The 25207-nt window shown below is 67.4% G+C and carries 20 protein-coding genes; 7 read left to right on the top strand and 13 right to left on the bottom strand.

Features of this window, described 5'->3' with window-relative positions:
- Positions 1 to 4: 4 nt before the first annotated feature.
- Together WJU21_RS12100 and WJU21_RS12105 are read left to right on the top strand one after the other, a co-directional pair.
- Positions 5 to 208 carry a hypothetical protein gene (locus WJU21_RS12100; protein WP_346323693.1) on the top strand — a complete coding sequence of 68 codons (204 nt, stop codon included), beginning with the start codon at positions 5 to 7 and terminating at the stop codon, positions 206 to 208.
- 70 nt (positions 209 to 278) lie between these two features.
- Positions 279 to 1433, top strand: a complete 1155-nt coding sequence (locus WJU21_RS12105; protein WP_346323694.1) for an MFS transporter — start codon at positions 279 to 281, stop codon at positions 1431 to 1433.
- A gap of 58 nt (positions 1434 to 1491) precedes the next feature.
- On the opposite strand, the gene WJU21_RS12110 is transcribed toward WJU21_RS12105, so the two are convergent.
- On the bottom strand, positions 1492 to 3834 hold the full coding sequence (locus tag WJU21_RS12110; RefSeq protein WP_346323695.1) for a heavy metal translocating P-type ATPase: 2343 nt from the start codon (positions 3832 to 3834) through the stop codon (positions 1492 to 1494).
- Between the two features lie 153 nt (positions 3835 to 3987).
- Complete coding sequence (locus tag WJU21_RS12115; RefSeq protein ID WP_346323696.1) at positions 3988 to 5085, bottom strand: NAD(P)-dependent alcohol dehydrogenase; 1098 nt, start codon at positions 5083 to 5085, stop codon at positions 3988 to 3990.
- A 148-nt stretch (positions 5086 to 5233) separates the two neighbouring features.
- On the opposite strand from WJU21_RS12115, the gene WJU21_RS12120 reads away from it, so the two are divergent.
- The 4 genes from WJU21_RS12120 to WJU21_RS12135 all read left to right on the top strand — a co-directional run bounded on the left by WJU21_RS12120 (position 5234) and on the right by WJU21_RS12135 (position 9692).
- On the top strand, positions 5234 to 6202 hold the full coding sequence (locus WJU21_RS12120) for an alpha/beta hydrolase (protein ID WP_346323697.1): 969 nt from the start codon (positions 5234 to 5236) through the stop codon (positions 6200 to 6202).
- Positions 6203 to 6325: 123 nt separating this feature from the next.
- Positions 6326 to 7681 carry a mechanosensitive ion channel family protein gene (locus WJU21_RS12125; protein ID WP_346323698.1) on the top strand — a complete coding sequence of 452 codons (1356 nt, stop codon included), beginning with the start codon at positions 6326 to 6328 and terminating at the stop codon, positions 7679 to 7681.
- A 42-nt stretch (positions 7682 to 7723) separates the two neighbouring features.
- Positions 7724 to 8977, top strand: a complete 1254-nt coding sequence (locus WJU21_RS12130) for a cytochrome P450 (RefSeq protein WP_346323699.1) — start codon at positions 7724 to 7726, stop codon at positions 8975 to 8977.
- Positions 8978 to 9053: 76 nt separating this feature from the next.
- Positions 9054 to 9692, top strand: coding sequence for a TIGR02281 family clan AA aspartic protease (locus tag WJU21_RS12135; protein WP_346323700.1), 639 nt, complete (start codon positions 9054 to 9056; stop codon positions 9690 to 9692).
- A gap of 48 nt (positions 9693 to 9740) precedes the next feature.
- Here the strand turns inward: WJU21_RS12135 and WJU21_RS12140 are convergent, their stop codons facing one another.
- The 10 genes from WJU21_RS12140 to WJU21_RS12185 form a co-directional block, all read right to left on the bottom strand.
- Positions 9741 to 10952 (bottom strand): acetyl-CoA C-acetyltransferase, encoded by a 1212-nt coding sequence (locus tag WJU21_RS12140; RefSeq protein ID WP_346323701.1) that lies wholly within the window; start codon positions 10950 to 10952, stop codon positions 9741 to 9743.
- 62 nt (positions 10953 to 11014) lie between these two features.
- Positions 11015 to 11251, bottom strand: coding sequence for a tautomerase family protein (locus tag WJU21_RS12145; RefSeq protein ID WP_346323702.1), 237 nt, complete (start codon positions 11249 to 11251; stop codon positions 11015 to 11017).
- Between the two features lie 155 nt (positions 11252 to 11406).
- Positions 11407 to 12213, bottom strand: coding sequence for an oxygenase MpaB family protein (locus tag WJU21_RS12150; RefSeq protein ID WP_346323703.1), 807 nt, complete (start codon positions 12211 to 12213; stop codon positions 11407 to 11409).
- A 66-nt stretch (positions 12214 to 12279) separates the two neighbouring features.
- Complete coding sequence (locus tag WJU21_RS12155) at positions 12280 to 12897, bottom strand: hemerythrin domain-containing protein (RefSeq protein ID WP_346323704.1); 618 nt, start codon at positions 12895 to 12897, stop codon at positions 12280 to 12282.
- Between the two features lie 80 nt (positions 12898 to 12977).
- A complete protein-coding gene (locus tag WJU21_RS12160) occupies positions 12978 to 13883 on the bottom strand; it encodes a transglutaminase family protein (protein WP_346324061.1) in 906 nt (301 codons plus the stop codon).
- 11 nt (positions 13884 to 13894) lie between these two features.
- Entirely contained in the window at positions 13895 to 16378 is a 2484-nt protein-coding gene (locus WJU21_RS12165; protein ID WP_346323705.1) for a circularly permuted type 2 ATP-grasp protein, read from the bottom strand.
- 9 nt (positions 16379 to 16387) lie between these two features.
- Positions 16388 to 19687, bottom strand: a complete 3300-nt coding sequence (locus WJU21_RS12170) for a transglutaminase family protein (RefSeq protein ID WP_346323706.1) — start codon at positions 19685 to 19687, stop codon at positions 16388 to 16390.
- Between the two features lie 158 nt (positions 19688 to 19845).
- Positions 19846 to 20217 carry a YdbL family protein gene (locus WJU21_RS12175; RefSeq protein ID WP_346323707.1) on the bottom strand — a complete coding sequence of 124 codons (372 nt, stop codon included), beginning with the start codon at positions 20215 to 20217 and terminating at the stop codon, positions 19846 to 19848.
- A 10-nt stretch (positions 20218 to 20227) separates the two neighbouring features.
- Entirely contained in the window at positions 20228 to 20434 is a 207-nt protein-coding gene (locus WJU21_RS12180; RefSeq protein ID WP_346323708.1) for a YnbE family lipoprotein, read from the bottom strand.
- 75 nt (positions 20435 to 20509) lie between these two features.
- On the bottom strand, positions 20510 to 23488 hold the full coding sequence (locus WJU21_RS12185) for a YdbH domain-containing protein (RefSeq protein ID WP_346323709.1): 2979 nt from the start codon (positions 23486 to 23488) through the stop codon (positions 20510 to 20512).
- Positions 23489 to 23622: 134 nt separating this feature from the next.
- Between WJU21_RS12185 and WJU21_RS12190 the strand changes: the two genes are divergently transcribed.
- A complete protein-coding gene (locus WJU21_RS12190; RefSeq protein ID WP_346323710.1) occupies positions 23623 to 24336 on the top strand; it encodes a LuxR C-terminal-related transcriptional regulator in 714 nt (237 codons plus the stop codon).
- Here the strand turns inward: WJU21_RS12190 and WJU21_RS12195 are convergent.
- Complete coding sequence (locus WJU21_RS12195) at positions 24333 to 25064, bottom strand: SDR family oxidoreductase (protein WP_346323711.1); 732 nt, start codon at positions 25062 to 25064, stop codon at positions 24333 to 24335. The two genes, WJU21_RS12190 and WJU21_RS12195, sit on opposite strands and share 4 nt — an antisense overlap.
- Between the last annotated feature and the right edge of the window lie 143 nt (positions 25065 to 25207).

The following is a 25207-nucleotide window of genomic DNA, read 5'->3' on the forward strand; positions in this document are numbered from 1 at the left end:
GGGCATGACCAAGGAACTCGACGATTCAAATCTCCATCCTGAGGATCCGCCGGTGATGACCGGGGAAGAGGCCCGTCAGGGCCGGCTCTACGAGCGGACCAGCGGCCGGCGCTGGATGGCGCTGTTCTTCCTCATCGCGCTGGTGTCGGCCCTCGCCCTCATCATCTATGTATTCGGCGGCAGCGCGGCGCCGCCTGTGAAGGGGTAGCGGGCACTTTTCCGTATCGGCCTGCGGCCGGATGGATTAGCTATCGCCCCAGCACAGGGGGTGATGGCCGATGGGCCGACAGGGCGCGAATTGGCTGCTGCTGATTGCCATGGTGGCGGTGTCCGCCAATCTTCGGCCGGCCATCAGTTCCGTTCCACCGCTGCTCGACACCATCCGCACCGCGTTGGGTCTCAGCCACGCTGCGGCAGGTCTCGTCACCACCATTCCCGTGCTGCTCATGGGCATCGTGCCCGCCTTCGCCGCCCTGCTGGCGGGGCGCCAGGGCAGCGAGCGCGTGGTCCTTGCCTCTGTCCTGTTGGTGGGTGCCGGGGCGCTGGCGCGGTTGGCCGAATTCTCGGTTGTCCTCTATCTGTCGGCGGCGCTGTGCGGCGTGGGGATCGCCGCGGCGCAGACCTTGCTGCCCGAGATCGCCAAGCGGCGCTTCGGCGATTCCGCGGCACTGGTAATGGCTGTCCAGGCCACGGCGATGACCGCGGGCGCGGGTCTAGCCGCCGTATTGACGCCGGGCCTGTCGGCCTCGTGGTCCGCCGCACTTGCCTGGTGGACGGCACCGGCGCTTGCCGGCGCCCTGCTCTGGCTGGTGGTGGCGGGCGTGCGCAAGCAGGCCGCCAGCGACGCCGGGCCCCGCTTCGGCTTTCCCATGCGCAGCCGCATGGCCTGGCGCATCACCCTGTTCGCGGCCATGTCGTCGGCCATGTTCTACACCACCCTGACCTGGATTCCGCCGACCTATGCCGAGGCGGGCTGGTCGAGCGGCCAGACCGGCACCCTGCTGCTGGTGTTGTCGCTTGCCCAGATGGCGGCGTCGCTGGGCGTGACATGGTTCGCGCGCCACGCGGGCGACCGGCGCTGGCAGCTGATCGGCTCGGTGGCGCTGGGCGCCGCCGGCTGCGCGGGTCTGGCGTTCGCGCCCATGGCCGCGCCCTGGACGTGGATGATCTGCGTCGGCGTGTCCACGGGCGCCATGTTTCCCCTCTCGCTGATGCTGCCGGTCGACTACGAGGACAGGCCCGATGCATTGCGCCGGCTGTCGGCCATGAGCCTCACGGGCGGCTATGTGCTGGCGGCGGCCGGACCGGTCCTGTTCGGCTGGCTGCGCGAAGGCTCGGGCGGTTACGCGCCGTCCTATCTGGCGCTCGCCGCCTCGGCGGTGGCGGCCAGCGTGATGTGCCTGGGCTTCCGGCCCAGGGGACGCGATAGGTGACGGACGCCCGACGCTCGTCTGTTTGCCGTTCCCGCGATGGCCGGGACGACAAACAGAATCAGAGCGTTGCCCGCCGCAGCCGCAGCGCGTTGCCGATCACGCTGACCGACGAGAGCGACATGGCCGCGGCGGCGAAGATCGGCGTCAGCAGGATGCCGAAATGCGGGTACAGCACGCCCGCCGCCAGCGGCACGCCCAGGGCGTTGTAGACGAAGGCCAGGAACAGGTTCTGGCGGATATTGCGCATGGTTGCCCGGCTGAGGCGGCGCGCGCGCAGGATGCCGGACAGGTCGCCTTGCAGCAGGGTGATGCCGGCACTCTCCATGGCCACGTCGGTGCCCGATCCCATGGCAATGCCCACGTCGGCGGCGGCGAGCGCCGGCGCGTCGTTGACGCCGTCACCAGCCATGGCAACCACGCGGCCTTCCGCTCTCAGCGTGTCGACCAGCGCCTGCTTGTCGCCGGGCAGCACCTCGGCGTGGACCTCGTCGATGCCCAGGCTGTCCGCCACGGCTCTTGCCGTCGTCAGGTTGTCGCCTGTCAGCATGACGATGCGGATGTTCTGCCGGTGCAGGCCCTCGACCACGGACCTGGCATTGTGCTTGATCCGGTCCGCGATGGCGATGACGCCGCCGACGCGGCCGTCAAGCGCCACGAATACGGCGGTCGCGCCATGATCGCGCAGCCGGTCGGCCTGTTCGGCCAGGTGCGACGTCTCGACGCCCTGCTCGGCGAGGAAACCGGCGTTGCCGATGGCGACCTTCCGCCCCTCCACCGTGCCCAGCACGCCCTTGCCCGGCGGGCTGTCGAAGCCGGTGACCGGTGGAATCGAGAGGCCGCGATCCTCGGCAGCGCGAATGATGGCGCGGGCAAGCGGATGCTCGCTGGGCCGCTCCAGCCCGGCCGCGAGCCGTAGCAGGTCGTCCTCGTCGACGCCGGCCGCGGTGACCACGCTGCTGACGCCCGGCCGGCCTTCGGTGAGCGTGCCGGTCTTGTCGACCACCACGGTGTCCACCTTCTCCATGCGCTCGAGCGCCTCGGCGTCGCGGACCAGCACGCCCGCCTGCGCGCCTCGGCCCACGCCGATCATGATCGCCATGGGCGTCGCGAGTCCGAGCGCGCATGGGCAGGCGATGATCAGCACGGTGACGGCGGCGACGAGGCCGTGCGGCACCCGCGGATCAGGTCCCCAGATCGACCAGGCGACGAAGGCCGCGAAGGCCACGCCGATCACGGCGGGAACGAACCAGGCGGCCACGGAATCCGCAAGCCGCTGCATCGGTGCGCGGCTGCGCTGGGCGGTCGCCACCATGTCGACGATGCGGGCCAGCACGGTGTCCGAACCCACGCCCTCGGCGGTAACGGTGATCGCGCCGCTCTGGTTGACCGTGCCGCCGATCACCTTGTCGCCAGGCTCCTTGGTGACAGGCTGGGATTCGCCGGTCACCATGGATTCGTCGACCGCCGAGCGGCCTTCGGTGACGACGCCGTCGACCGCCACCTTCTCGCCGGGCCGCACGCGAATGCTGTCGCCCCGGGCGATCTCGGCGATGTCGACCTCATCCTCGCTGCCATCGGGCTTCAGCAGCCGTGCGGTGCGCGGCGACAGTCCCAGCAGGGCGCGGATGGCGCCCGAGGTACGTTCGCGGGCGCGCAGCTCCAGCACCTGCCCGACCAGCACCAGTACCGTGATCACGGCGGCGGCCTCGAAATAGAGCGCGACCGATCCGTTGTGGTCGCGGAAGGTGGCCGGGAAGATGTCCGGGAAAACCAGCGCGATGGTGCTGTAGACCCACGCGACCAGCGTGCCCAGCGCAACCAGCGTGAACATGTTGAGGTGCCGTCCCACCACCGAGCGCCAGCCGCGCAGGATGAACGGCCAGCCCGACCAGAACACGACCGGCGTCGCCAGTCCGAACTGGATCCAGCCCGAAGTGGGCATGTCGATCAGTCCGTGCCAGCCCAGCAGGTGGCCGCCCATCTCCAGGGCGAACAGCGGCAGGGTCAGCACCAGGCCCAGCCAGAAGCGGCGGGCCATATAGGACATTTCCGCGCTGCGCGGTGTGTGCCCGGTCGGCACCATGGGCTCGAGCGCCATGCCGCAGATCGGGCAGTCGCCTGGACCTTCCTGATGGATCTCGGGATGCATCGGACAGGTGTAGACGGCGTGCTCGTCGCCCGGCGCTGGCGGCGGCGCGGGGGACAGATATTTCTCCGGGTCGCCCTCGAACCTGGTCTTGCAACCAGCCGAGCAGAAGTGGAAGGCCTCGCCCTTGTGGATGGCCGAATGCTTCGCCGTGGCAGGATCGACATTCATGCCGCATACCGGATCCTTCACGACACGACTCTCGGCCGCAGCGCCGTGCGCGCCGTGATCGCTATGGGTATGAGCTTTTTTCATGGCGGTAACCTGCTCCTGGCTTTCCTGCCTTCATATATACCCCTGGGGGGTATATGGCAAGGTCTGCGGCAGCGGGTCCGGCCGATGCCGGACACGCATGATATAGGCGCTGAGGCAGGCGTTGTCGCGGCGGCGAGCCGATCCGGGCTGGGGTTACATCCTCAGGATCGGCTTGATCACCTCGCCGGTCACGGCGCTGTCGTGCACCGCCTGGTTGATGTCGGCGAAGTCGTAATATTTCACGAACTTGTCGTAGGGCAGCTGCCCGTTGCGCCACAACTCGGCCAGATAGGGCACGAAGGTCTGGGTGACGCTGTCGCCCATCACCACGCCCTTGATGCCGCGGCCCAGGCCGATATTGTCCATGCTGAACGGAATCTCGATGCCGCCTGGTGTGGCGCCGACCTGGGCGCACCAGCCGGGGCGGGCGAGGCAGTCGACCGCCTGGCGCACGGCGACGGGCACGCCCGAGCATTCCGCCGAGAAATCCGCGCCGCGCCGGGTGATCTTGCGGATCTCGGAAACGGGATTCTGGCTGCTGGCGTCGATGCAGTGGGTCGCGCCCAGCTCGGCGGCCATGTCGAGGCGCGAGCGGCGCACATCGACGGCGATGATGGTCGCGCAGCCAGCCAGCTTCGCCCCCATGATCGCTGACAGACCGACTGTCCCGACGCCGAACACGGCGACGGACGAGCCGGAAGGTGGCCGCAGCGCGTTCAGTACCGTACCCGCGCCGGTGGTCAGGCCGCAGCCGAGCGGCCCCATCAGCTCCAGCGGCAAATCGGACGGGATCTTGTTGACGCTGCGCGCCGGTGTCAGCGACCAGGTCGCGAACGACGACTGGCCCACGAACCGGCCGCGCAAGGGCTGGCCGTGCTGGTTCAGCGGCGAGCTGCCGTCACCGCGCAGGCCCATCAGGTTTCGGTCCACGAACTCGTCGCAATAGGCGGTCTTGGCCTCGAGGCAGCTGTGGCAATGGCCGCAGCTGTCGCCGCTCAGCACCACGTGATCGCCCACCTTCAGATGGGTGACCGCGCTGCCGACCTTCTCGATCACGCCCGACCCTTCGTGGCCCAGCACCATGGGCAACGGAATGGCGATGTCCTGGTTCTTCACCGCGATGTCGGTGTGGCAGATGCCGCTGGCGACAATGCGCACCAGCACCTCGTCGGGACGCGGATCGTCCACGTCCACTTCCTCGATGACGAAATCGCCCTTCGCTTCCCGCACGACCGCTGCCAGCGCCTTCATCTCGTTCTCCCTGTCTGATCCGGATCGAGAGTAACCCGGCGCCGCTGCCAATTGCACGCGCGCCAAAATGCGCCCGTGCCAAAATGCGCCCGTGACTGCCGGCATCCTGGCCGCATACCATGGCGCATCCTGGGGAGAGGAGCGCACCATGCCGGTAGTCTTTCCGGAACCGACTTTCATCACTATCAATGGCATCCGCATGGCGGTCTACGAGGCTGGCCCGAAGGACGGCCCGCCTGTCGTGCTGGCCCATGGCTGGCCTGAACTCGCCTACGCCTGGCGCCACCAGCTGAAGGCGCTGGGCGAGGCGGGCTATCACGCCATGGCGCCGGACCAGCGCGGCTATGGCCTGACCGAAAAGCCCTGCGTGATCCGCGAATACGACATCCACCACCTCACCGCCGACATGGCCGGCCTGCTCGACGCCTTCGGCCATGACAGGGCGGTGTTCGCCGGCCACGACTGGGGCGGCATCATGGTCTGGCAGATGGCGCTGCTGCATCCGGGCCGCGTTGCCGGGGTGATCGGCGCCGGCGCGCCGTTCTTCCCGCGCAGCCGCCGCGACCCCGAACAGGTGATGCGCGAGGCGTGGGGGCCGGACTGGTATATCTGCGACTTCCAGGATTCGAGGCGCGCCGACGAGGCCATGCTGACCAACGTCGAGGCCATCTTCACCAACCAGTTCCGCAAGCTGACGCGCAGCTACGCCGAATACCAGGCGCTGCCCAAGGAAGACCGTAACCGCACCATCCAGAAGCGCATCGACCCGCGCCCCGGCCGCGTCTTCCTCAGCGACGCGGAACGTCAGGTCTATATCGACACCTACCGGCGGACCGGCTTCACCTCGACCATCGACTGGTACCGCAACTGGAGCTGGAACTGGGAGAGCACCGCCGATGTGGAACAGAAAATCCGCGTCCCCTGCCTCTACATCCAGGCCGCCGACGATCCGGCCGTGCCGCCGGGCTTCGGCGACGACATGGAGCAGTATATCGACGATGTGGAACGCTACCGGGTCGAGGATTGCGGCCACTGCATCCAGCAGGAACATCCCGAGGAAGTGACCCGGGCGATGCTGGACTGGCTGGGGCGGAAATATCCGGGGCAGGCAGGGTGACGGTGAAGCGCGCACCGGGCCTGCCATATGAGCCGATGGCGCGCTGATCTGAATGCCCCGAATACGCGCTGTCAGCCGAACGCGCCCGCTTGCAGGCGCGGCCAATGCCGTTATCGTTGTGACATGAAGACGCTCAAGAGCCTTGCCCTTGCCGCCGTCCTGCTGATCGTGCTCCCCGCGCCGGGGTGGACACAGGAGGACGTTGCCGCGCCGGCGCCGCAACCCTCGCCGATCGCCACCACGACCGCCGCGTCGGAAAACGCCGACATCGCCGGCCGGATCCGCAGCATCTTTGCCGAGATCGACGCCCTTGGCGCGGTCGAGGTGCGGGTGTCGTCCGGCGTCGTCACGCTATCCGGCATGGTGCCGAGTCAGGCGGATGTGGCGCGCGCCGAGGCGATCGCCGCGCGCGTCTCCGGCGTGGTCACGGTGCAGAACGACCTGCGGCGCGACCTCGACCTCGATACCAATCTGGCCCCGACGCTGGACCAGATCAGCCAGGATGTCCGCAGCCTGTTCCGTGCCTTGCCGCTGATCGGCGTCGCCATCGCCCTGGGGCTGCTGATCGGGGCCGCGGGCTATCTTCTCGCCTCGGTCGGCCGGTTCTGGCGATGGATCACGCCCAATCCGTTCCTCGCCGAGCTGGCCGCCACCTTCGTCCGTTTCGTGTCCATCGTTGTCGGGCTGATCGCCGCGCTGGAGGTGCTGGGCGCCACCGCCCTGCTGGGCGCGGTGCTGGGCGGCGCCGGGGTGATCGGCATCGCCATCGGTTTCGCGGTGCGCGACACCGTCGACAATTACGTGTCGAGCCTGATGCTCAGCCTGCGCCAGCCGTTCCGTGCCAACGACCATGTGGTGATCGAAGGACATGAAGGCCGCGTGGTGCGGCTGACCTCGCGCGCCAGCATCCTGATGACCCTCGACGGCAACCATCTGCGCATTCCCAACTCGGTCGTGTTCAAGGCGGTGATCCTGAACTACACGCGCAATCCCGAACGCCGCTTCGAGTTCGAACTGGGCATCGACGCCGAGGACGATCCGATCCAGGGCATGGCGGTCGGGCTGGAGGCGGTCAAGGCATTGCCCTTCGTGCTCGGCAATCCGCCGGCCACGGCGATCATCCAGAAGGTGGGTGACTCCAATATCGTACTGCGGTTCTACGGATGGATCGACCAGACGCAAACCGACTTCCTGAAGGGGCGCAGCCTCGCCATCCAGGCCGCCAAGTCGGTGCTCGAGGGTGCCGGGTTCGCCCTTCCCGAACCGATCTACCGCCTGCGGTTCGACAAGGGCGTGGAATTGCCGGCGGCCGCGACGACGGCGCCCGAGAAGACCTTACGGCCTGCAGCGACGCCGCCGGTGACATCCGCCGCGCCGGGCGACACCGCCCCCGACTCCCACGTGGCCCAGATGGTGTCCGAGGAGCGCGCGGAGGCCGGCACGGACGACCTTCTCGACGACCGCCGGCCCATCGAATAGGCGGCGCGCCGGCGGGGCGGACTATGGTGGCAGGAGGACCAGGTGACTATCGACTCGATCGACCTCTACGACCCGAAGACCCAGGCGGACTGGTTTCCCGCTTACCGGGCGCTGCACGAGCAGGCGCCGGTCTACCGCATCCCCGGCAGCGACACCTATGTGATCTGCAAGTACGAGGACGTCCTCGCCGTCATCCGCGACCCGGAGACCTTCTCCAACCAGCCGGAAATCCACGGCGGCGAACAGCTCATCGAGCATCCCGAGGCGCGCCAGTACTACATCGATCACGGCCTCGGCAAGGACACCGGCCGCGCCCGCTGGCCGCTGCTGGGCATGGACCCGCCCGACCACAAGAAATACCGGGTGCTGATCGACAAGGACCTGCTGAGCAAGACCACCCTGCGCCGCGCCCAGCCGATGATCGAGCAAACGGTTGACGAACTGATCGACGGCTTCGCCGCGTCCGGGGAGATCGAGTTCATCCGGGACTTCGCCGTGCCGCTGCCGGTGCGGATCATCACCCTGATGATCGGCTTCCCGCTGGAGGACATCCCCCAGCTGAAGGAATGGTCGACCGCCTGGACCTTGCCCTTCATGCGCGGCCTGACCCTGGAGCAGGAGCTGGAGGTCGCCCGCCAGGGCGTCGCCTTCCAGGACTACATCAGGCGCACCGCCGACGCGCGCCGCAAGGAGCCGAGGGACGACGTCATCACCCATCTGGTGCAGGCGCGCTACGAGGGCGAGCGCCCGCTGACCGACCACGAGATCGCGTCGATCGTCGACAACATGTATGTGGGCGGCAACGAGACCACGACGTTCACTCTGGCGTCGGGCCTGTGGCTGATGCTGCGCGACCCGGCGGTGTATGGCGCGCTGCGGGCCGACCCGTCGAAGATCCCGAACTTCGCCGAGGAGGTGCTGCGTTTCGAATCGCCGACCCAGGGCCTGTACCGCATCGCCACCCGCGACACCGAAATCCGCGGCGTGCCGATCCCGAAGGGCTCGACCGTCCACATCCGCTTCGGCGCCGCCAACCGCGACGGCGACGTCTTCAAATGCCCCGACCAGCTGGACATCGACCGCGAGAACGCCGGCAAGCACCTGGCCTTCAGCCAGGGCGAGCACCACTGCCCCGGCGGCCCGCTCGCCCGCATGGAACTGGTGATCGCGTTCGAGCGGCTGATCGCTCGCCTGCCGAACTTACGGCTGACGCCGGGCAGGAACGATTTCACGCACTATCCGGGGTTTGTATTGAGGGGGCTGAAGGAATTGCACGTGTCATTCGACCGAGGATAAGGGACCTGCCCATCCATTCTGCGGATCAGGTCCCGGCGAGGGATCAAATGACCACCGCAGTCGTTGATGTCGCACGATGGATATTTCGACCTACCCCGAATGGCAGCGGCTCGCACTCTATGCGGCAGGCGGTGCCGTGCTGCTCATCATCTTGTTCAAAATCCCCTTTCTGGGCCGAGTCCTGCGCGCGCTGTTTTCGGTCGCGCTGCTGGCTTTCGGGCTGTTTGTGCTGCTGCAGCAGGCGCCGTTCGATCCCACTCTGGCCCGCCTGACGAAGTCGATCGGACTCGATAGCCAGCAGGTGGTTGGCGAGGAGGTCCGCATCCGCATGGCGCGGGACGGACACTTCTGGGCGCAGGCGCGGATCAACGGCGTCGAGCGGCGCATGCTGATCGACAGCGGGGCCACGGTCACCGTGCTGTCGCGGCAAACGTCAGCAATCGCCTCGATCGATCAGGATGCAGGGATCGTCCCGGTGCTTCTGAAGACCGCCAACGGCACCGTGCAGGCCGAGACCGGTACAATCGGGACGCTGGTGATCGGCGGCATCGAGGCGCGGGACCTGAAAGTCGTCATCTCGCCCGCCATCGGGAATGTCGATGTCCTGGGCATGAACTTCCTGTCCCAGCTTGCGTCCTGGCGCGTCGAGGGCCGCACGCTGATCCTGATCCCGCCCGGCGGAGGGGAAACAACGGTGCCCAATCAGGCCGGATGAGCCGGTCCGTGTGCGCCGTTCCGGCCGGGCGCCCGGGGCCGGCGAAGGCTATACCCGCTCGAAAATCGCCGCCAGGCCCTGGCCGCCACCGATGCACATGGTCTCGAGGCCGTAGCGGGCGCCGCGGCGGTCCATTTCCATCAGCATGGTGGTGAGGATGCGGCCGCCGGTGGCGCCGACCGGGTGGCCCATGGAGATGCCCGAGCCGTTGACGTTGATGCGCTGCTCGTGGTCCGTGTCGGTCAGGCCCAGCGCCTTGGTACAGGCCAGAACCTGGGCGGCAAAGGCCTCGTTGAGCTCGATCAGGTCGAGGTCGCTCAAGGTCAGGCCGGCGCGCTCCAGCGCCTTCTGCGTCGCCGGGACCGGGCCGATGCCCATCACTTCGGGGCCGACGCCGGCCAGCGACCACGACTTCAACCGCGCCATGGGCTTCAGGCCCTCGCGCTCGGCGATCTCGCGGGTGGTGACGATGCAGGCCGAGGCGCCGTCGTTCTGGCCCGATGCATTGCCGGCGGTGACGGTCGAGGCCGGATCCTGCTTCAGCCGGATCGGCTTGAGGGTCGCCAGCTTCTCCACCGTGGTGCCGGGGCGCACATGCTCGTCCTTGTCGACGACGATGTCGCCCTTGCGGGTTTTCAGCGTGACCGGGACGATCTCCTGGGCAAAGCGGCCGTCTTCCATGGCGGCCGTGGCGCGCGCATGCGAGCGGGCGGCCAGCTCGTCCTGTTCCTCGCGGGTGACCTGGTATTCGCGGCGCAGATTCTCGGCGGTCTCGATCATGCCGCCCGCCACCGGATGGTTCTTGCCGCCTGCGGTGATGCGGCCGCGCGCCAGCGCGTCCTCGAGCATGATGCCCTGGCCGGTCACGCCCCAGCGTGTCTCGGTGGTGTAGAACGGCGCCCGGCTCATGGATTCGGCGCCGCCAGCGATCACCAGATCGCTGCCGCCGGTGCCCACCTGCATGATGGCGTAGATGATGCCCTGCAGGCCCGAGCCGCAGCGGCGGTCGATCTGAAGCCCGCCCGCCGTGATCGGCAGGCCCGCATCCAGCGCGACGACGCGGCCCAGCGCCGGCGCGTCCATGGTCGGGTAGCAGTTGGCGAAGATCACGTCCTCGACCAGTTCGGGATTGAGCCCGGTGCGCGCCATGATGTCGCGGACGACGGCGGTGCCGAGTTCATGAACAGGCGTGGCCTTGAACGAGCCGCCGAAACCGCCGACGGCGGTGCGCCTCGGTTCGCAAATCACAACATCGCGCATAATTGTTCCCCTGATCTGATCGCTGGCGATGCTATAGGACGGCCATCAGCGCCTGCCAACCCTCATTCTGGACGCGGGCCGTAGCCGGGTTGCTTCGACAGGCTGTCCCACTTGCCGAGGATGTCGGGCTCGAACACCGTCGCCATCCAGTCGTCCGACGGTACCTCTTCGAACGCGACCGACACCGATGTGTCCTTCGAGCCCAGGAGGCGGACGAAATCGTCGGCGATGGCCTGCGCCAGCTCGGCCTTCTGCTCCCGCGTCTTGCCGGGCCACAATTTGACGATGACGTGAGGCATTGTCCGCTCCTTTCCGGTGAAAATTAGCGGCAAGTCTAATGCAAAACTCCCTCCGTCCTACATCCATCGCGTCTTCAATCTCGGTGATTCTGCTTCGCTACGCTCGCAGAGTCACGTCATGGGAGAGTGCAGAAAACACCGGCTGCGGCCTCGCACTACCGGAACGCCCACCTGAGAACTTCGGCGATGCCCCGGGTGCCGCCATGGACGAGGGGGCGCGTCAGCGTCGACGGGCGCAGGCCGTGCATGTGCCGCGCCCATGCCGGCAGCAGGTCGACCGAAGCCTGGAACGTCAGCTGCTGGATCGGCAGCGCCGCCCAGTGCTGCGGCGCGTTGTTGAGCAGAATCCGGGCCACTTCCCGCGTTCTGCTGTCGGCCCGCAGCCGGGGCCGCATGCTTTCCATATAGGCAAGGGCCGCCGCCCGGCTCGCCGGCACCTCGTCCGCGCCCAGGCCGTGCGCCACCACCGCGACCTCGGCGAAGTAGCGGTCCTGGTCGGCCTGCGTCATGTCCGGCTCGGCATAGCGGCGCCAGGCGTCGAGGAAGCAGACCGCCTCGGTGACGTGCACCCAGGCCAGCAGCGCCGGATCGCCGGCCGAATAGGGCGTGCCGTCGGGCAGCGTCCCGTGGACGCAGCCATGCACCGCGCGCACCCGGGCGATGGCGGATTCGGCGTCCTCGGGGCCGCCATAGGTGGTGAGGGCGATGAAACGGGCGGTGCGGCGCAGCCTGCCCAGCATGTCTTGGCGGAAGTTGGAGTGGTCCCACACGCCGGCGAGCACGGCGGGATGCAGCATCTGCAGCAGCAGGGCGGCGACGCCGCCGACCATCATCGAGGTCACGTCGCCGTGCACCCGCCAGGCGACGGCGGCGGGGCCGAACAGGCCGTCGTCACGCCGCTGCACCGGCGTCTCGCCGCGGGCGCGGTCGTTGAAGACGGCGCGGACCCGGTCGATGACCATACCCTTTACCACCTGTCGCATGGAGAAGGAGAGTGGGACGCCGGATGGGAAAAGTCGAGATGGCGGTCAGGATTTCAGCCTGATCTTCTCCTCGATCGTCACTGACGCCTTCTCTTCCTTCTTCCGCCGGTCGAACACGCCCTTCATGTGGCGAATGTCGGCGGCGGAAAGGTGCTTTTCGGCGGCGACGAACTGCTCCTGCTCCTCCTCGCGGATGTGGTGGAGATATTTCTCCTTGAGCGCCTCGAAGCGCTCGGTCCAGGCGCGGGTCGCCATGTCGCGGGCGGCGAGATCGGCGACCATCTCGTCGATCTGCTTGTGCTCGTGCACTGCGTGCCGTCCATCATCGGTGGTGTCCGGATTGCGCAGGACCGTGGACCACAGCGCCTGCTCCTCGGCGGCGGCGTGGGCTTTGACCTCATGGACCAGTTCCCGGAAGAGACGCTCGCGCTCGGGCGACTTGCCGTCGGTCTCCTGGACCATGGCGAACAGGGCCCGGTGCCGGTCATGATCCTCGACCAGCCGGCCGAAAATGTCCGGGTTGCCGCGAAAGGTGGTCGCCGGGGTGCTGCCAATTCTCGCGGCAAGTCCGGGGGCGGCGGCGCGGGCCATTTCGATCGCCGTGTGCTTGGCGCGGGCTTCAGTCTCGGCCGTCTTCGCAGGGGCGTCGGCTCTTGCGGTCATGTGGGGCTACCGGTGGTTTGCGGATACCGGGTAAACGGACACGCGGCCTGCGCGGTTCCGCGCGGCGGTGCTTTCAGGGTCTAGGCGGGCATGACCATGGGCGGCTCGGGTTCCATCTCGACCACATCCACCGTGGCCTTCAGCGTATGGGCGCCGGAGACGCGGATGACGCCCTTCACCGGCGCCACGTCCACATAGTCGCGCCCCCAGGCCAGCGGGATGTGGTCGTTGCCGGCGTGGCGGGCATTGGTCGGGTCGATCTCGATCCAGCCGTGCTCGTCGCCGCACCACACGGCGACCCAGGCATGCATGGCGTCGGCGCCCTGCAGCCGCTTCTTGCCGGGCGGCGGGCGGGTGCGCAGATAGCCGCTGATATAGGCAGCGGCAAGGCCGAGGCCGCGCAGGCCGGCGATCATCACATGGGCAAAGTCCTGGCAAACGCCCTTGCGCAGCTCGAACGCCTCGCGCGGATCGGACGCCACGTCGGTCACGCCGGGCGCATAGTCGAAGCCGGTATAGATGCGGTTGGACAGCTCGGTCACCGCCTCGAGGATCGGCCGTCCCGGCTTCATCGAGCGGGCGGCATAGGCAGTGATCTTGGGGTCCAGCGACACGCGCCGGCTGTGGAACAGGAAATGCACCGGCGAGTCCGGGCCGGGATTGAGGTTCGCCGCACAGGCCGCGCGCACATCCTCCCAGGCCGGCGTCTGCTTGGGATCGGGCAGCGGCGGCGCGTCGCGCTCGACCAATGCGCGGGTTTCGATGATCAGCGCGCCGTGCGGCTCGAGGAACGACAGCCACAGATTCTCGTTGCCGAAGAAGTCCAGATAGGCGCGCTGGGTCGTCGGCACCGGGTCAACATCGACCCGCTGGCTGATCACCTTCAGGCCGGGCCGGTTGACCAGGGTCAGCCGGACCAGCTGCGACGACAGCGCCACGTTGTTGGCATATTCGTAATGCGTCGTCTGGCTGATGTCGTAACGCATGGCGGCCACGCTCAACCCCGCACCGACACGTTGCCATGCACGAAAAACCGGGAGGTGAGCAGGTCGGACAGCTTCATCACCTGCATGCGCACCCAGCCGATGGTGGCCGCGTCCACGTCGACGGCGGCGGTGGTGGCCAGTTCGGCGACCAGCAGCGCGGCGATCTTTTCCTCCTGCGTGGGCAGGCCGTCGGCCTGCTGGATCGGCAGCGCGGCAAGGGTGCGCGCGATGACGCCGATCTGGAATGCGATCGAGCGCGGATTGCTGGGATCCAGCGTCACCATGTCGAGCACCGCGGGCCGGCCGGCCGACGTGGCATAGCGCACCCGGTAGGAAATCTGGCTGTCGGCGAATTCCAGCAGCACGTCCAGGCCGCCGCGGATGATCTCGCCGCGGATGAAGCGCTCGACCACCGAGCAGGTGACACTGGCACGCTCGATGCGCCGTCCCATTTCCAGGAAGCGCCAGCCCAGCAGCCGGTTCATGTTCTCCTGGCTGAGACCCGAAAAGCCCGCCACCAGGTCCAGCGCCTCCTCGGCGGCGTCGATGATGTCGCCGTCGGTGGCGGTGGGCGGCAGGCGGCGCTCCAGATGCGCGCCCAGCTTGGTCAGCTCGCGCCAGGCCTGCGGCGACAGGCGCTCGCGAATGCCCGAGGCGGCGTTGCGTGCCGACCGGACCAGCGAGGCGGCCGTGCCGAATTGCTTGGCCTCGTAGAGCGCCGCGACCAGATCGGCGCTGGTCAGCGTCTGGCGCTCCTCCAGCTTGATCGCGCCAAGGCCGACCAGCGCGCCGCGCAGCCGGGCGATCAGCCTCTTGTCCAGATCGTCCCGGTCAGACAGGCGCTGCGCCACCGCGCGGATCAGCCGCAGGCTGGCCTCGGCCCGCTCCATGTAACGGCCCAGCCAGAACAGATTGTCGGCGGCGCGGCTGGGCAGGGTGCCGGCACGGCGGGTGATCTGCACCTCGTCCGGCTCGGTCAGCAGGGTGGTCTGGGGCGTCTCTTCCTCGGCCGGGATCCACACATCGACGGCGCGGCCGCCCTGCTGCATGGTGACAGCGCGTTCGTCGAGCCGCTCGGACACCCGCGAAAAGGCGCCGGGCATGACCGACCAGCCATCGGGCGTGCGCACCGCATAGGCGCGCACCACGCAGGGGCGCGGCTCCAGCCCCGTACCGGTCCAGACCGGCGTGGTCGACAGCCGCACCACTTCCTGGCCGACGAAGTCGACACTGCGGCGCTTCAGCGCGTCGAGCACGGCCTTGCGGTCGGCGCGGTCCAGGTCGCTGGCAATGATCGGGCTGCCGTTGAAAATGCCAAGGCTCGAGGTGTTGAACGCCGGGGCGATGGCCAGGTCGTTGAAATTCTCCAGCACGTGGCTGCGCTCGCGTTCCTGGCCGCACCACCATGTGGCCACATTGGGCAGTGCCAGTTCCTCGCCCAGGACCTGGCGGCACAGCGCAGGCAGGAACCCCATCAGCGCGCGGGATTCCAGGACACCGGCGCCGATGGAATTCACCACCGTCGCGTGCCCCGCCCGCACGGCCTCGACCAGTCCGGGCACGCCCAGCTGGGAGCCGGGATTGAGTTCCAGCGGATCGATGAAGTCGCTGTCCACGCGGCGCCAGATCACGTCGGCGGGCTGGGCGCCCTCGACGGTGCGCACGGCCAGCCGGCTGTCGCGCACGACCAGGTCGGCGCCCTCCACCAGCAGGAATCCGAGGTAGCGGGACAGATAGGCATGTTCGAAATAGGTCTCGTTCAGGGGACCGGGGGTCAGCAGACAGACCCGGGCATTCTCGCGCTCGTGCAGTTCGTTCAGCGTGTCGCGCAGGGTCTGGAAGAAGCCGGCGACCCGGCACACATTCATCGAGCGGTAGATGTCCGGCAGCGACCGCGACAGGGCGATCCGGTTCTCCAGCGCATAACCCATGCCTGACGGCGCCTGGGTCCGGTCGGACAGGACCCACCAATTGCCGTCGGGGCCGCGCCCCAGATCGACCGCGTAGACCCGCAGATGATGGCCGCCCTTGGGCTCGAGGCCGACCATCGGCCGCAGGAAGTCGTCGCTGCCGGCGACCACCGCGGCCGGCAGATGACCGTCGCGCACCAGATTGGCCTCGCCGTAGATGTCGGCGACCACCGCTTCCAGCAATTCGGCGCGCTGGGCGATGCCGGCTTCCAGCTTCTTCCATTCGGCCGGATCGATGACCAGCGGCACATGGTTGAGCGGCCAGGTGCGTTCGTCCCCGTCCGAGCCGTAGACCCGGTGGAACACGCCCGCATCGCGCAGATGGCGGTCGGCGGCCGCGAACCGGCGCTCCAGTTCCGGGACGCCCAGCGAGGCGAATGAATCGACCAGATCCTGCCAATGCGGACGGACGTTGCCGCCCGAATCCATCATCTCGTCGTGGACGTTTGCCAGCGGGACGTAGCCGTCCAGCAGCAGGGCCCGTCTTCGGACTTCTCCGCTGAGATTATGTTCCAGGGCGCTCATGCCTCTTCACTATTCCGGCGGCCGGCGCAGGTCCAGCGTCATCGGAAATTCCTCGGTGCGGTTCTCGGGCGCCGGGAAGTACCAGCCCGGCGTGTGACCATACGCCTGGAAGCGGGCCAGGCGGCGCGCTTCGGCCTCATAGGCATTGACCGGGAATGTCTCGTAGTTGCGGCCGCCCGGATGGGCAGCATGGTAGACACAACCGCCCAGCGACCGTCCATTCCAAAGATCGTAGAGGTCGAAAGTCAGCGGCACGTGCACCGGGATCGTCGGGTGCAGGCTCGATGACGGCTGCCAGGCCTTGAAGCGCACGCCCGCGACATACTCGCCGTGCCGGCCGGTCGCGGTCATCGGCATGCGGCGGCCGTTGCAGGCCAGTACGTGGCGCTTGGGATTGAAGCCCTCGGCCCGCATTTCCAGCCGCTCGATCGAGGCGTCGACGAATCTGACGGTGCCGCCGGGCGCGCCTTCCTCGCCCATCACATGCCACGGCTCGAGTGCCTGGCGCAGTTCCAGATGCACGCCGCCATAGTCGACGGCGCCGAAATACGGAAAGCGGAACTCGCGCTGGGCTTCGTACCAGGTGCTGTCCATGGGATAGCCGGCCTGGTTGAGGTCGTCGAGGACGTCGAGGAAATCGGCCCACTGGAAGTGAGGCAACAGGAACTTGTCGTGCAGCTGGGTGCCCCAGCGCACCAGATTGCCGGTCTGCGGCTGATGCCAGAACCACGACACCAGCGCCCGTAGCAGCAGCTGCTGGGCCAGGCTCATGCGCGCGTCGGGCGGCATCTCGAACGAGCGGAACTCGATCAGGCCAAGGCGTCCGGTCGCGGAATCCGGCGAATACAGCTTGTCGATGCAGATCTCCGACCGGTGGGTGTTGCCGGTCACGTCGATCAGCAGGTTGCGGTACAGCCGGTCCACCAGCCAGGGCGGGATGGACTCCGCGTCGTTCGGTCCGGGCGTCATCGCCATGGCGATTTCCATCTCGTAGAGGCCGTCGTGGCGCGCCTCGTCGATGCGCGGCGCCTGGCTGGTAGGGCCGATGAACAGGCCGGAGAACAGATAGGACAGCGACGGATGGCGCTGCCAGTAGAGGATCAGGCTCTTCAGCAGGTCGGGCCGGCGCAGGAACGGGCTGTCGCCCGGGGTTGCGCCGCCGATCACCACATGGTTGCCGCCGCCGGTGCCGGTGTGGCGGCCGTCGATCATGAACTTGTCGGTGCCCAGCCGGGTCTGGCGGGCTTCCTCGTAGACCGTCTTGGTGATCTCGACGCATTCCGTCCAGGACGCGGCCGGATGGATGTTGACCTCGAGCACGCCGGGGTCCGGCGCCACCTTGATGACATTGAGGCGCGGATCGTTCGGCGGCAGGTAGCCCTCGATGTGCACGGCGATCTGCTGTTCCTCGGCAGACGCCTCCACCGCGGTGAGCAATTCCAGATAATCCTCCAGTTCCTCGACCGGCGGCATGAACACGCAAAGCACGCCGTCGCGCACTTCCATGGTCATGGCGGTGCGTACGGTCGAGCCGCCGGGCACTTGCTCGACCTGCCGTTCGCGCTCGCGCGCACGCAAGCCGGCGCGCTGATAGGCCTGCTGGATGACTTCCGGGTCGGGCAGTGGCGGCCGTTCGATGGTCGGATCGGCGGGATGGATATACGGGTACGAGCCGGCCGAGACATGGGGCAGCGACCCCAGCGGCAACCGGTAGCCCATGGGGCTGTCGCCGGGGGCCAGGAACAGCTTGCCGCGCCGAAAGCTCCAGCGCTCGCTGATCCAGCCGCCGCTGGCGCGGGCATTCCAGCGCTGCACCGGCAGCACGTAGCCTGTCGGCTTGGTCAGGCCGCGCTCGAACACGCGGGCGATGCGCGCCCGCTCCTCGGCGTCCTCCAGCTTGGAATTGGACGGGTCCACGTTTTCCGGCAACGCGGCTTCCTTCAGCATCCAGTGGCCCGGATCCTCGTAGGCGGGCGTGATGCAATCGAGCGGCAGGCCCAGCCGTGAGGCGAAGTCCTCGATGAAGCGTGCCGCGTCCTCGGTGGCCGCGTGCTCGCGCCGGCTCTCGCGGGCGATCAGGTCCGGATTGCGCCACACCGGCTTGCCGTCCTTGCGCCAGAACAGCGAGAACGTCCAGCGTGGCAGGGATTCGCCCGGATACCATTTGCCCTGGCCATAATGCAGCATGCCGCCGGGTGCGAACCGCTCGCGCAGCCTGCGAATCAGCACATCGGCGCGGTCGCGCTTGGTGGGGCCGACGGCGGCGGTGTTCCATTCTTCGGACTGGTAGTCGTCGATCGACACGAAAGTGGGCTCGCCGCCCATGGTCAGCCGCACGTCCTGGGCCTCCAGGTCGCGGTCGACCATCTCGCCCACCTGGTCGAGCCGCTCCCACGCCTCGTCGGAGAACGGCAGGGTGATGCGCGGCCGCTCGTCGATGCGGGTGACGCTCATCTCGAAATGGAAATCCACCTCGGCCGGCTCGACGCCGCCGACGATCGGCGCCGCAGAGCGGTAGTGCGGCGTGGCGGCCAGCGGAATGTGGCCCTCGCCGGTCAGCAGGCCAGATGTCGGATCGAAGCCGATCCAGCCCGCGCCCGGCAGGTAGACTTCGGCCCAGGCGTGCAGGTCGGTGAAGTCCACATCGGTCCCCGAGGGGCCGTCCAGGGCTTTCAGGTCGTGCTTGAGCTGGATCAGGTAGCCCGAGACGAAGCGCGCCGCCAGGCCCAGATTGCGCAGGATCTGCACCAGCAGCCAGCTGGTGTCCCGGCACGAGCCGGATTTCAGCGCCAGCGTCTCCTCTGGTTCCTGTACACCGGGCTCGAGCCGGATCAGGTAGCGGGTTTCGCGCTGCAGCCGGGCATTGAGCTCGACCAGGAAGTCGACCGTCTTCACCTTGTGCTTCGGCAGGGTCTGGAGGAACCTGGTCAGTTCAGGCCCGGCGGGCTCCGGCTCGAGATAGGCAGCCAGATCCACTTTCAGGTCGTCGGGCAGGACGAAGGGCAGCTGCTCGGCATATTCCTCGACGAAGAAGTCGAACGGATTGACCACCGACAGGTCGGCCACCAGGTCGACCTCGATGGAGAATTCGGTGACCTTCTCCGGGAAGACGTAGCGCGCCATCCAGTTGGAATGGGCGTCCTGCTGCCAGTTGACGAAGTGGTTCTCGGGCTTGACCTTCAGCGAGTAGCTCAGCACCGGCGTGTGCGAATGCGGCGCCGGCCGCAGGCGGATGATCTGAGGCCCCAGCGAAACGGGCCGCACGTAGCGATAGCGCGTCAGATGGTGAATCGCCGCCTTGATACCCATGGTCTGCAACGCTCCGGTCTGCCGTAATTCCCGCTACGGCGATTGTAATGACCGAAAGCAACCGGCAGGTACGGGAATCTTGGCAGGCCAGTGCAGTTTATTGTGCATGCGCGAAGGGAGGCGGCCTCCGCCCGCGTCTTTGGACGGAAACGCCCTGCCTACTTCTGCACCCAGGCGCCATCGGCGCCCTGGAACCACCAGCCCGCGGGCGCTGCGCTCATGATCTGGCTGGCATAGACCTTGCCGACTTCCGTAGCCGGCGCGCCCGTGGAGGCGGCCTGTTGCTCGTAAACCTTGCGGCGTTCGGCGTTGGTGTCCTCGACCAGCTTGCGGATGCTCGCCGGCGCGTTCGCGTCGCGCACCGCCGCATAGCCGTCATAGCGTTCACCGACGATGCCGCTGGTGCGCGGCGCATCGAGCGGTTTGGACTGCGCATAGGCGGGCGCGGTATGAACGAAGGTTGCGGCAGTGCCGGTGGCCACGAGGCACAGGGCGGCAACTTTCAGCATGGTGGACAAGGTTTTCATCATCGCGTTCATCCTAGAAAATCGGCTTGCTGGCGATGTCTTCCTTCGCCTGCTGCTCCAGCTTGACGCGCACGTCGGCATCCAGCTTGATGTTGAGGTTGATGGTGATCGGCTCCTTCGGGGCCTGCACCTTGACTGTCGGCGAACAGGCGGCGAGCGACATGCCCACAGCCATGATCACCGCCAGCAATCCACCCGTCCGCGTAAGCGTTTGATCCATCAATCTTGTTCTCATTTCGCTGGAGCCCTTCACTAGAACATAGGACAGTTCGGTACGCTTAGCCACATTGGCGGGTTATTTCCTGCCAAGCTCCCGTGCACCCCAGCCCAATGCGGTGTTTGCCGCACCCGAAAGTTCCAGCATCAAACTGGTCAGGTAGTCGAAGTCGGTTTCGAGGCTGATGTTGAAAATGAAGGGGTGACCGTCCATCACCGCCGGGTTGTGGCCTTCCAGCCGGAACATCGCCTTGCCTGAACCCGCGAACGGCTTGTCGGTGTCGATGACCATGCGGTCGTAATGGAAGTCGGTGAGGGCGCGGAATGCCATGTCGACATTCTCGCCATAGTCCAGCAATTGATCGGCCAGCTTGTCGACGCCCACTTGCAGCGTACCGGCGATCGAGGATTCCAGGTGTCCGTTCTCGATGGCGACCCGGCCGCTCTCGATCCGCAGCGGCAGTCTGCCGCCGATCCGTCCGGTGCCCTTGAGCTGGTCGAGATCGAGGACGGCGAAGGCCGTTTTCAGATCAATGTCGCTGACCTTCAGGTTCATGCGGCCATCGCCGGTCGCGGCGTCGATCTCCGCGTCCTCGGTCTCGAACTTGCCGTCGAACACCTGGGCGGAAGCGTGCTCCAGCACCAGCTTGCCCGGTTCCAGCCGGAACCTGACATCGAACGGCACCGCGTTCACCGTCGGCAATTGCAGGATACCGGACAGGGTCTGGCCGCCCGCTGAACGCATGGGTGTCAGACTTTCCAGCCGGAAGCCGCCATTGAGCGCGCTGACGTTGAGGCTGTCGTTGACAAAGGTGATGTCCTTGAGCGCCAGCGTCAGTGTGCCGGGCGGAGCATCGGGGCCCCAAGACAGGCTACCCTCGCCGCTGACCGTGCCGCTCGATTTGGTGACGCTGGATGCGAGCTTGGGGGACAGGGCCTTCAGGGTGCCGACGCCCGACAGGTCGATGGGTTTAAGGGCGAAGTTGGCATTCCCCTTGCCGCTGTCCAGGTCGTGCCGGCCCTTGGCGCTCAGGTCGAGCAGGCTACCCGCACCGGCAAGGCCCGCGGAAAAGGTGGCTTTCGAGCCGGCCAGGCGCGCGCTCAACGAAACCCTGCTCGACGGGAACAGGGCAGGATCTTGCGTGCTCCGCACATCGGCGATGGCGGCGCTGATGCGGGTAGTCCCGCCTGCCTGGGTGATCGTCGCCTGTATTCCGCGCGCCGCCACGCCGCTATCGGACATTTCCGCCCGGCCGCCGCCCAGCACGGCGTTCAGCCCGTCATCGTCCATGGTCAGCGCCACCCGCTTGGCGCCCAGCGTCATCTTGGCCGGTTCTGCGCCCTCGCGTTTGATCTGCGCGGTCCAGGCGAGGGGCGCTGCCACGGCGGTTGCCGAGACCGCGCCGGATGCGCGGTCCATGGCGTAGGCCGCGCCCGGCTGCAGCACGAGGCGTGACGTGCCGGGCAACGAGACGGTCTCGCCCCATTGGGCGTTGCGCAGCGTCAGGGCGCCGCTGTCGGCAACCAGCCTGATTGTCTGGGGGCCCACATCGTAATTGCCGGCCATCGAGAGTTCGGCCGACGGCAGGTGGCGGTTTTCCGGCAGCTTCAGCACCAGCCGCGTCTTCAGCTCGATGTCGCCTTTCGCCGGCACATCGCGGGCCGACGCCAGCCACTGCGACGGATCCAGCGACGCGGCGCCAGCAATGTCGCCGCGGACGAACAGGGAAGGGGTTTCGTAGCTGACATTGCCGCTGAAGGTCAGCCGGTCATCCACCTCCTGCGGCGTGATCGCGAGGAACGGCGCACCCGGCGCGGGCGCGATCGACAGGTTGGATCTGCCGGCAAACAGGCTGCCCTTCGCGGCAAGGGCGGGGGCCAGCTTCATGCCGTTCACCGTGATGCCCCTGGGCGTGGTGACCGTCAGCCCGCCATCCGCCAGATTGATCTCCAGCGATACCACCGCGTCGTTCACGGATACCATGTCGGGGATGCCCAGCCCGCTTGCCGTGCCGTCGAGCGTCGCCTGCGCCTTGCCCAGCCGCAGCCAGTCCCCCAGCCCCGATGCGAACGCGGCCTGCATGGTCGGCCCGGGCGGTGCCATGCCCGACGCCTTGAGATGCACGCCGCCTTCCGCCGGCTTGTCGGCGCCCGCCAGTCCGCTGACGAAGGCCGCGTCGGCGGTGCCTTCCATGGTGAACGGCACGCCCGCACCGGGCGCGGCGCCGTCCGCTTGCAGCGAGAACGAGACGGGCCTCGACTGCAACGCGACGTTCAGCACGTTCTGCGGCTGGCGCAGCGAGGCCGACAACCGGCCCGGTCCGAGCGGGCCGGTGCCGCCGGAAATCCGGGCGAAGCCGAACGCTCCGTCGATAAGCTCGATGCCCTGCGCGCTGGCAGCCAGCTGCAGCGTGCCGGTCAGCATCTCGGCCTTTACCGAACCCGCGGCGAGGTCACCGCCACTGATGGTGAAGGTGCCGGCGAGCGCGCCGTCCGGCTGCATGGCGCCGGTCAATCGGCCTGTCACCTGCCCTTGCGGCATGCGCAACGCCATCGCCAGGTTCACGCCGATAGTGCCCTTGCCCGTCACCGCGCCCGAGACGTCGGCGATCATCCTGTCGCCATTCACGTCGAGGGTCAGGCTCGAATTCCGGATGTCGAGCCGATCCAGCGGCAGGATGATCGGCCCTTCGCTGGATGTGATGGCCGGCGCCAGCTTGCCGTCTTTCCACTCGAAGCGGAGGCGGGCGCCGTCGATGATCATGTGCCGCACCGCGCCGCCCAGCAGATCGCCGATCCGGTAGTCTACATGGATGCGGTCGATGGTACCGGCGGCAGACGAAACCAGGCGCATGTCGGCCTGCGCAAGGCCCAGATCGGTAACGCGCACGTCGGACGGGCCAAGGCCCATGCCGTCGATGCTGCTCTCGATCGCCCATTCCGTCAGCGACGCCCGGAATATCCACAGCGCCAGCACAGCCGAGGCCAGCACAGCGACGATGCCGGTGAGGATTCGAAAGGCGCGGGACCGCCGGCGCCAGGAAGAACGAAGCGTCATGGCCGTGAGGATATCCGGGTTCGGGCGTGCCCGACAGGTGAATGCGCCACACCAACGCCGCAGGCGTCATCAAGTTCGCGGGACCTTGGCGGTGGAATTTCAACCATGTTACACTTTTAGCGGGGAGAACGAGCGTGAACCACCTGCTCGACCAGCTGCTGGAAGAATTGTCGGTTGTGGGCGACGACGACGTCATGCGCGAGGCCGTCGGCCGCTACCTGACCGGAATCGGGTTCGCCGGGTTCCTGTTCACGGCCTATGGCGATAATCAGGCCCATGTCATGTGCAGCTGCGGCCAGGACCTGATGCTGCGATACCGCCGCGACGAGTTTCATGTCATCGATCCGATCTCGCGCCAGGCGCGGTCGAGCTGGCTGCCGGTGATCTGGGATGTCCGCGACTATCTGGTGCGGTGTACGGGCAAGCAGGCGAAGCTGTTCGAGATTACCCTGGAACATGGATACGAGCGCGGCATCTCGGTGCCCGTCCGTGGGCCGTTCGCCGGTTTCGACAGTTTTGTCGGCCTGTCGCGGCATACCGAGCGCGAATTCGAGCAGGGCAAGAGCCTGTGGCGGAACGAACTGATGCTGATCGGCGCGCACATGTCGTCGGTCTATCACGGCGTGCTGCACCGGGAAGACGTGCAGACGGCGGACCTGACCACGCGCGAACTGGAATGCCTCCACTGGACGGCGCAGGGAAAGACAGCGTGGGAAGTGGCGCGTCTGATCGACATTTCCGAGCGAACCGTGCAGTTTCACATCCGCAATGCCTGCGCCAAGATGAACGCGGTCTCCAAGCACCAGGCGGCCCTCAAGGCCGCCAATATGGGACTGATCCAAGTCTAGAGGAATTTGGCGAAGGACGCTTCCACCGCGAAATGGTCGCGGGCGAAGTCGGCGCCTACCTGCGCCGAGCGGGGATCGGGATAGAGGGTCGTCCGGCGCGCCTCGATGCCGTCGAGCGTGGCGTTCGCAATCATTGAGCCGGGATAACGCCCCTCGCGCTCGTGCTCGCGCGCCATATCCGTCTGGATCGGCCCGGCGATCACGCCCATCACCAGCGTACCCTTGTCCGCCAGCTCGGCCCTGATTCCCTGGGTCAGCGACCAGGTGGCGGCCTTCGAGGCGCAATAGCTGCCCACGAACGGCATGTTGGCCAGCGCGCCCATGGACAGGATGTTGACGATGGCGCCGCCGCCGTTTCCGGCCAGGACCGGGGCGAATGCCCGGCACATATGCAGGACTCCCCAGTAATTGGTTTCCATCTCCAGCCGGGCGTTGTCGAGAGCATCCGCCTCCATCAGCTTTGAATGGGTCAGCGCACCGGCATTGTTGACCAGGACAGTGGCGTCGCGGCATATCCGCGAGGCTGCGACGGCGCTCCTGTCGGAAGTCACGTCCAGGGCAACGGGAATGACGCGCTTCTGGTCGCCGAAGGCCTCTTTCAACGCATCCCGGTTGCGCCCCGCAGCATAGACGCAGGCGGCGCCGCGCTCGAGGAACGCCTCGACCAGCGCCTTGCCAAGCCCCCGGTTGGCGCCCGTCACCACGGCGCGCGCACCCTCTATCCTCATCCGCACACTCCCCTGTCGTTATGTGCAATAATCCTGTGGATCGGCAGGATGTCCAGACCCTGTTGGACCGGACCCTGCTAGGAATGACAGGTATCGCGGGCGTTTCGGCCCGGCCGATACTCCGGCCGGGCACGGGGAACGTG

It is taken from the genome of Emcibacter sp. SYSU 3D8 (assembly GCF_039655875.1).
GTDB lineage: Bacteria > Pseudomonadota > Alphaproteobacteria > SMXS01 > SMXS01 > RI-34.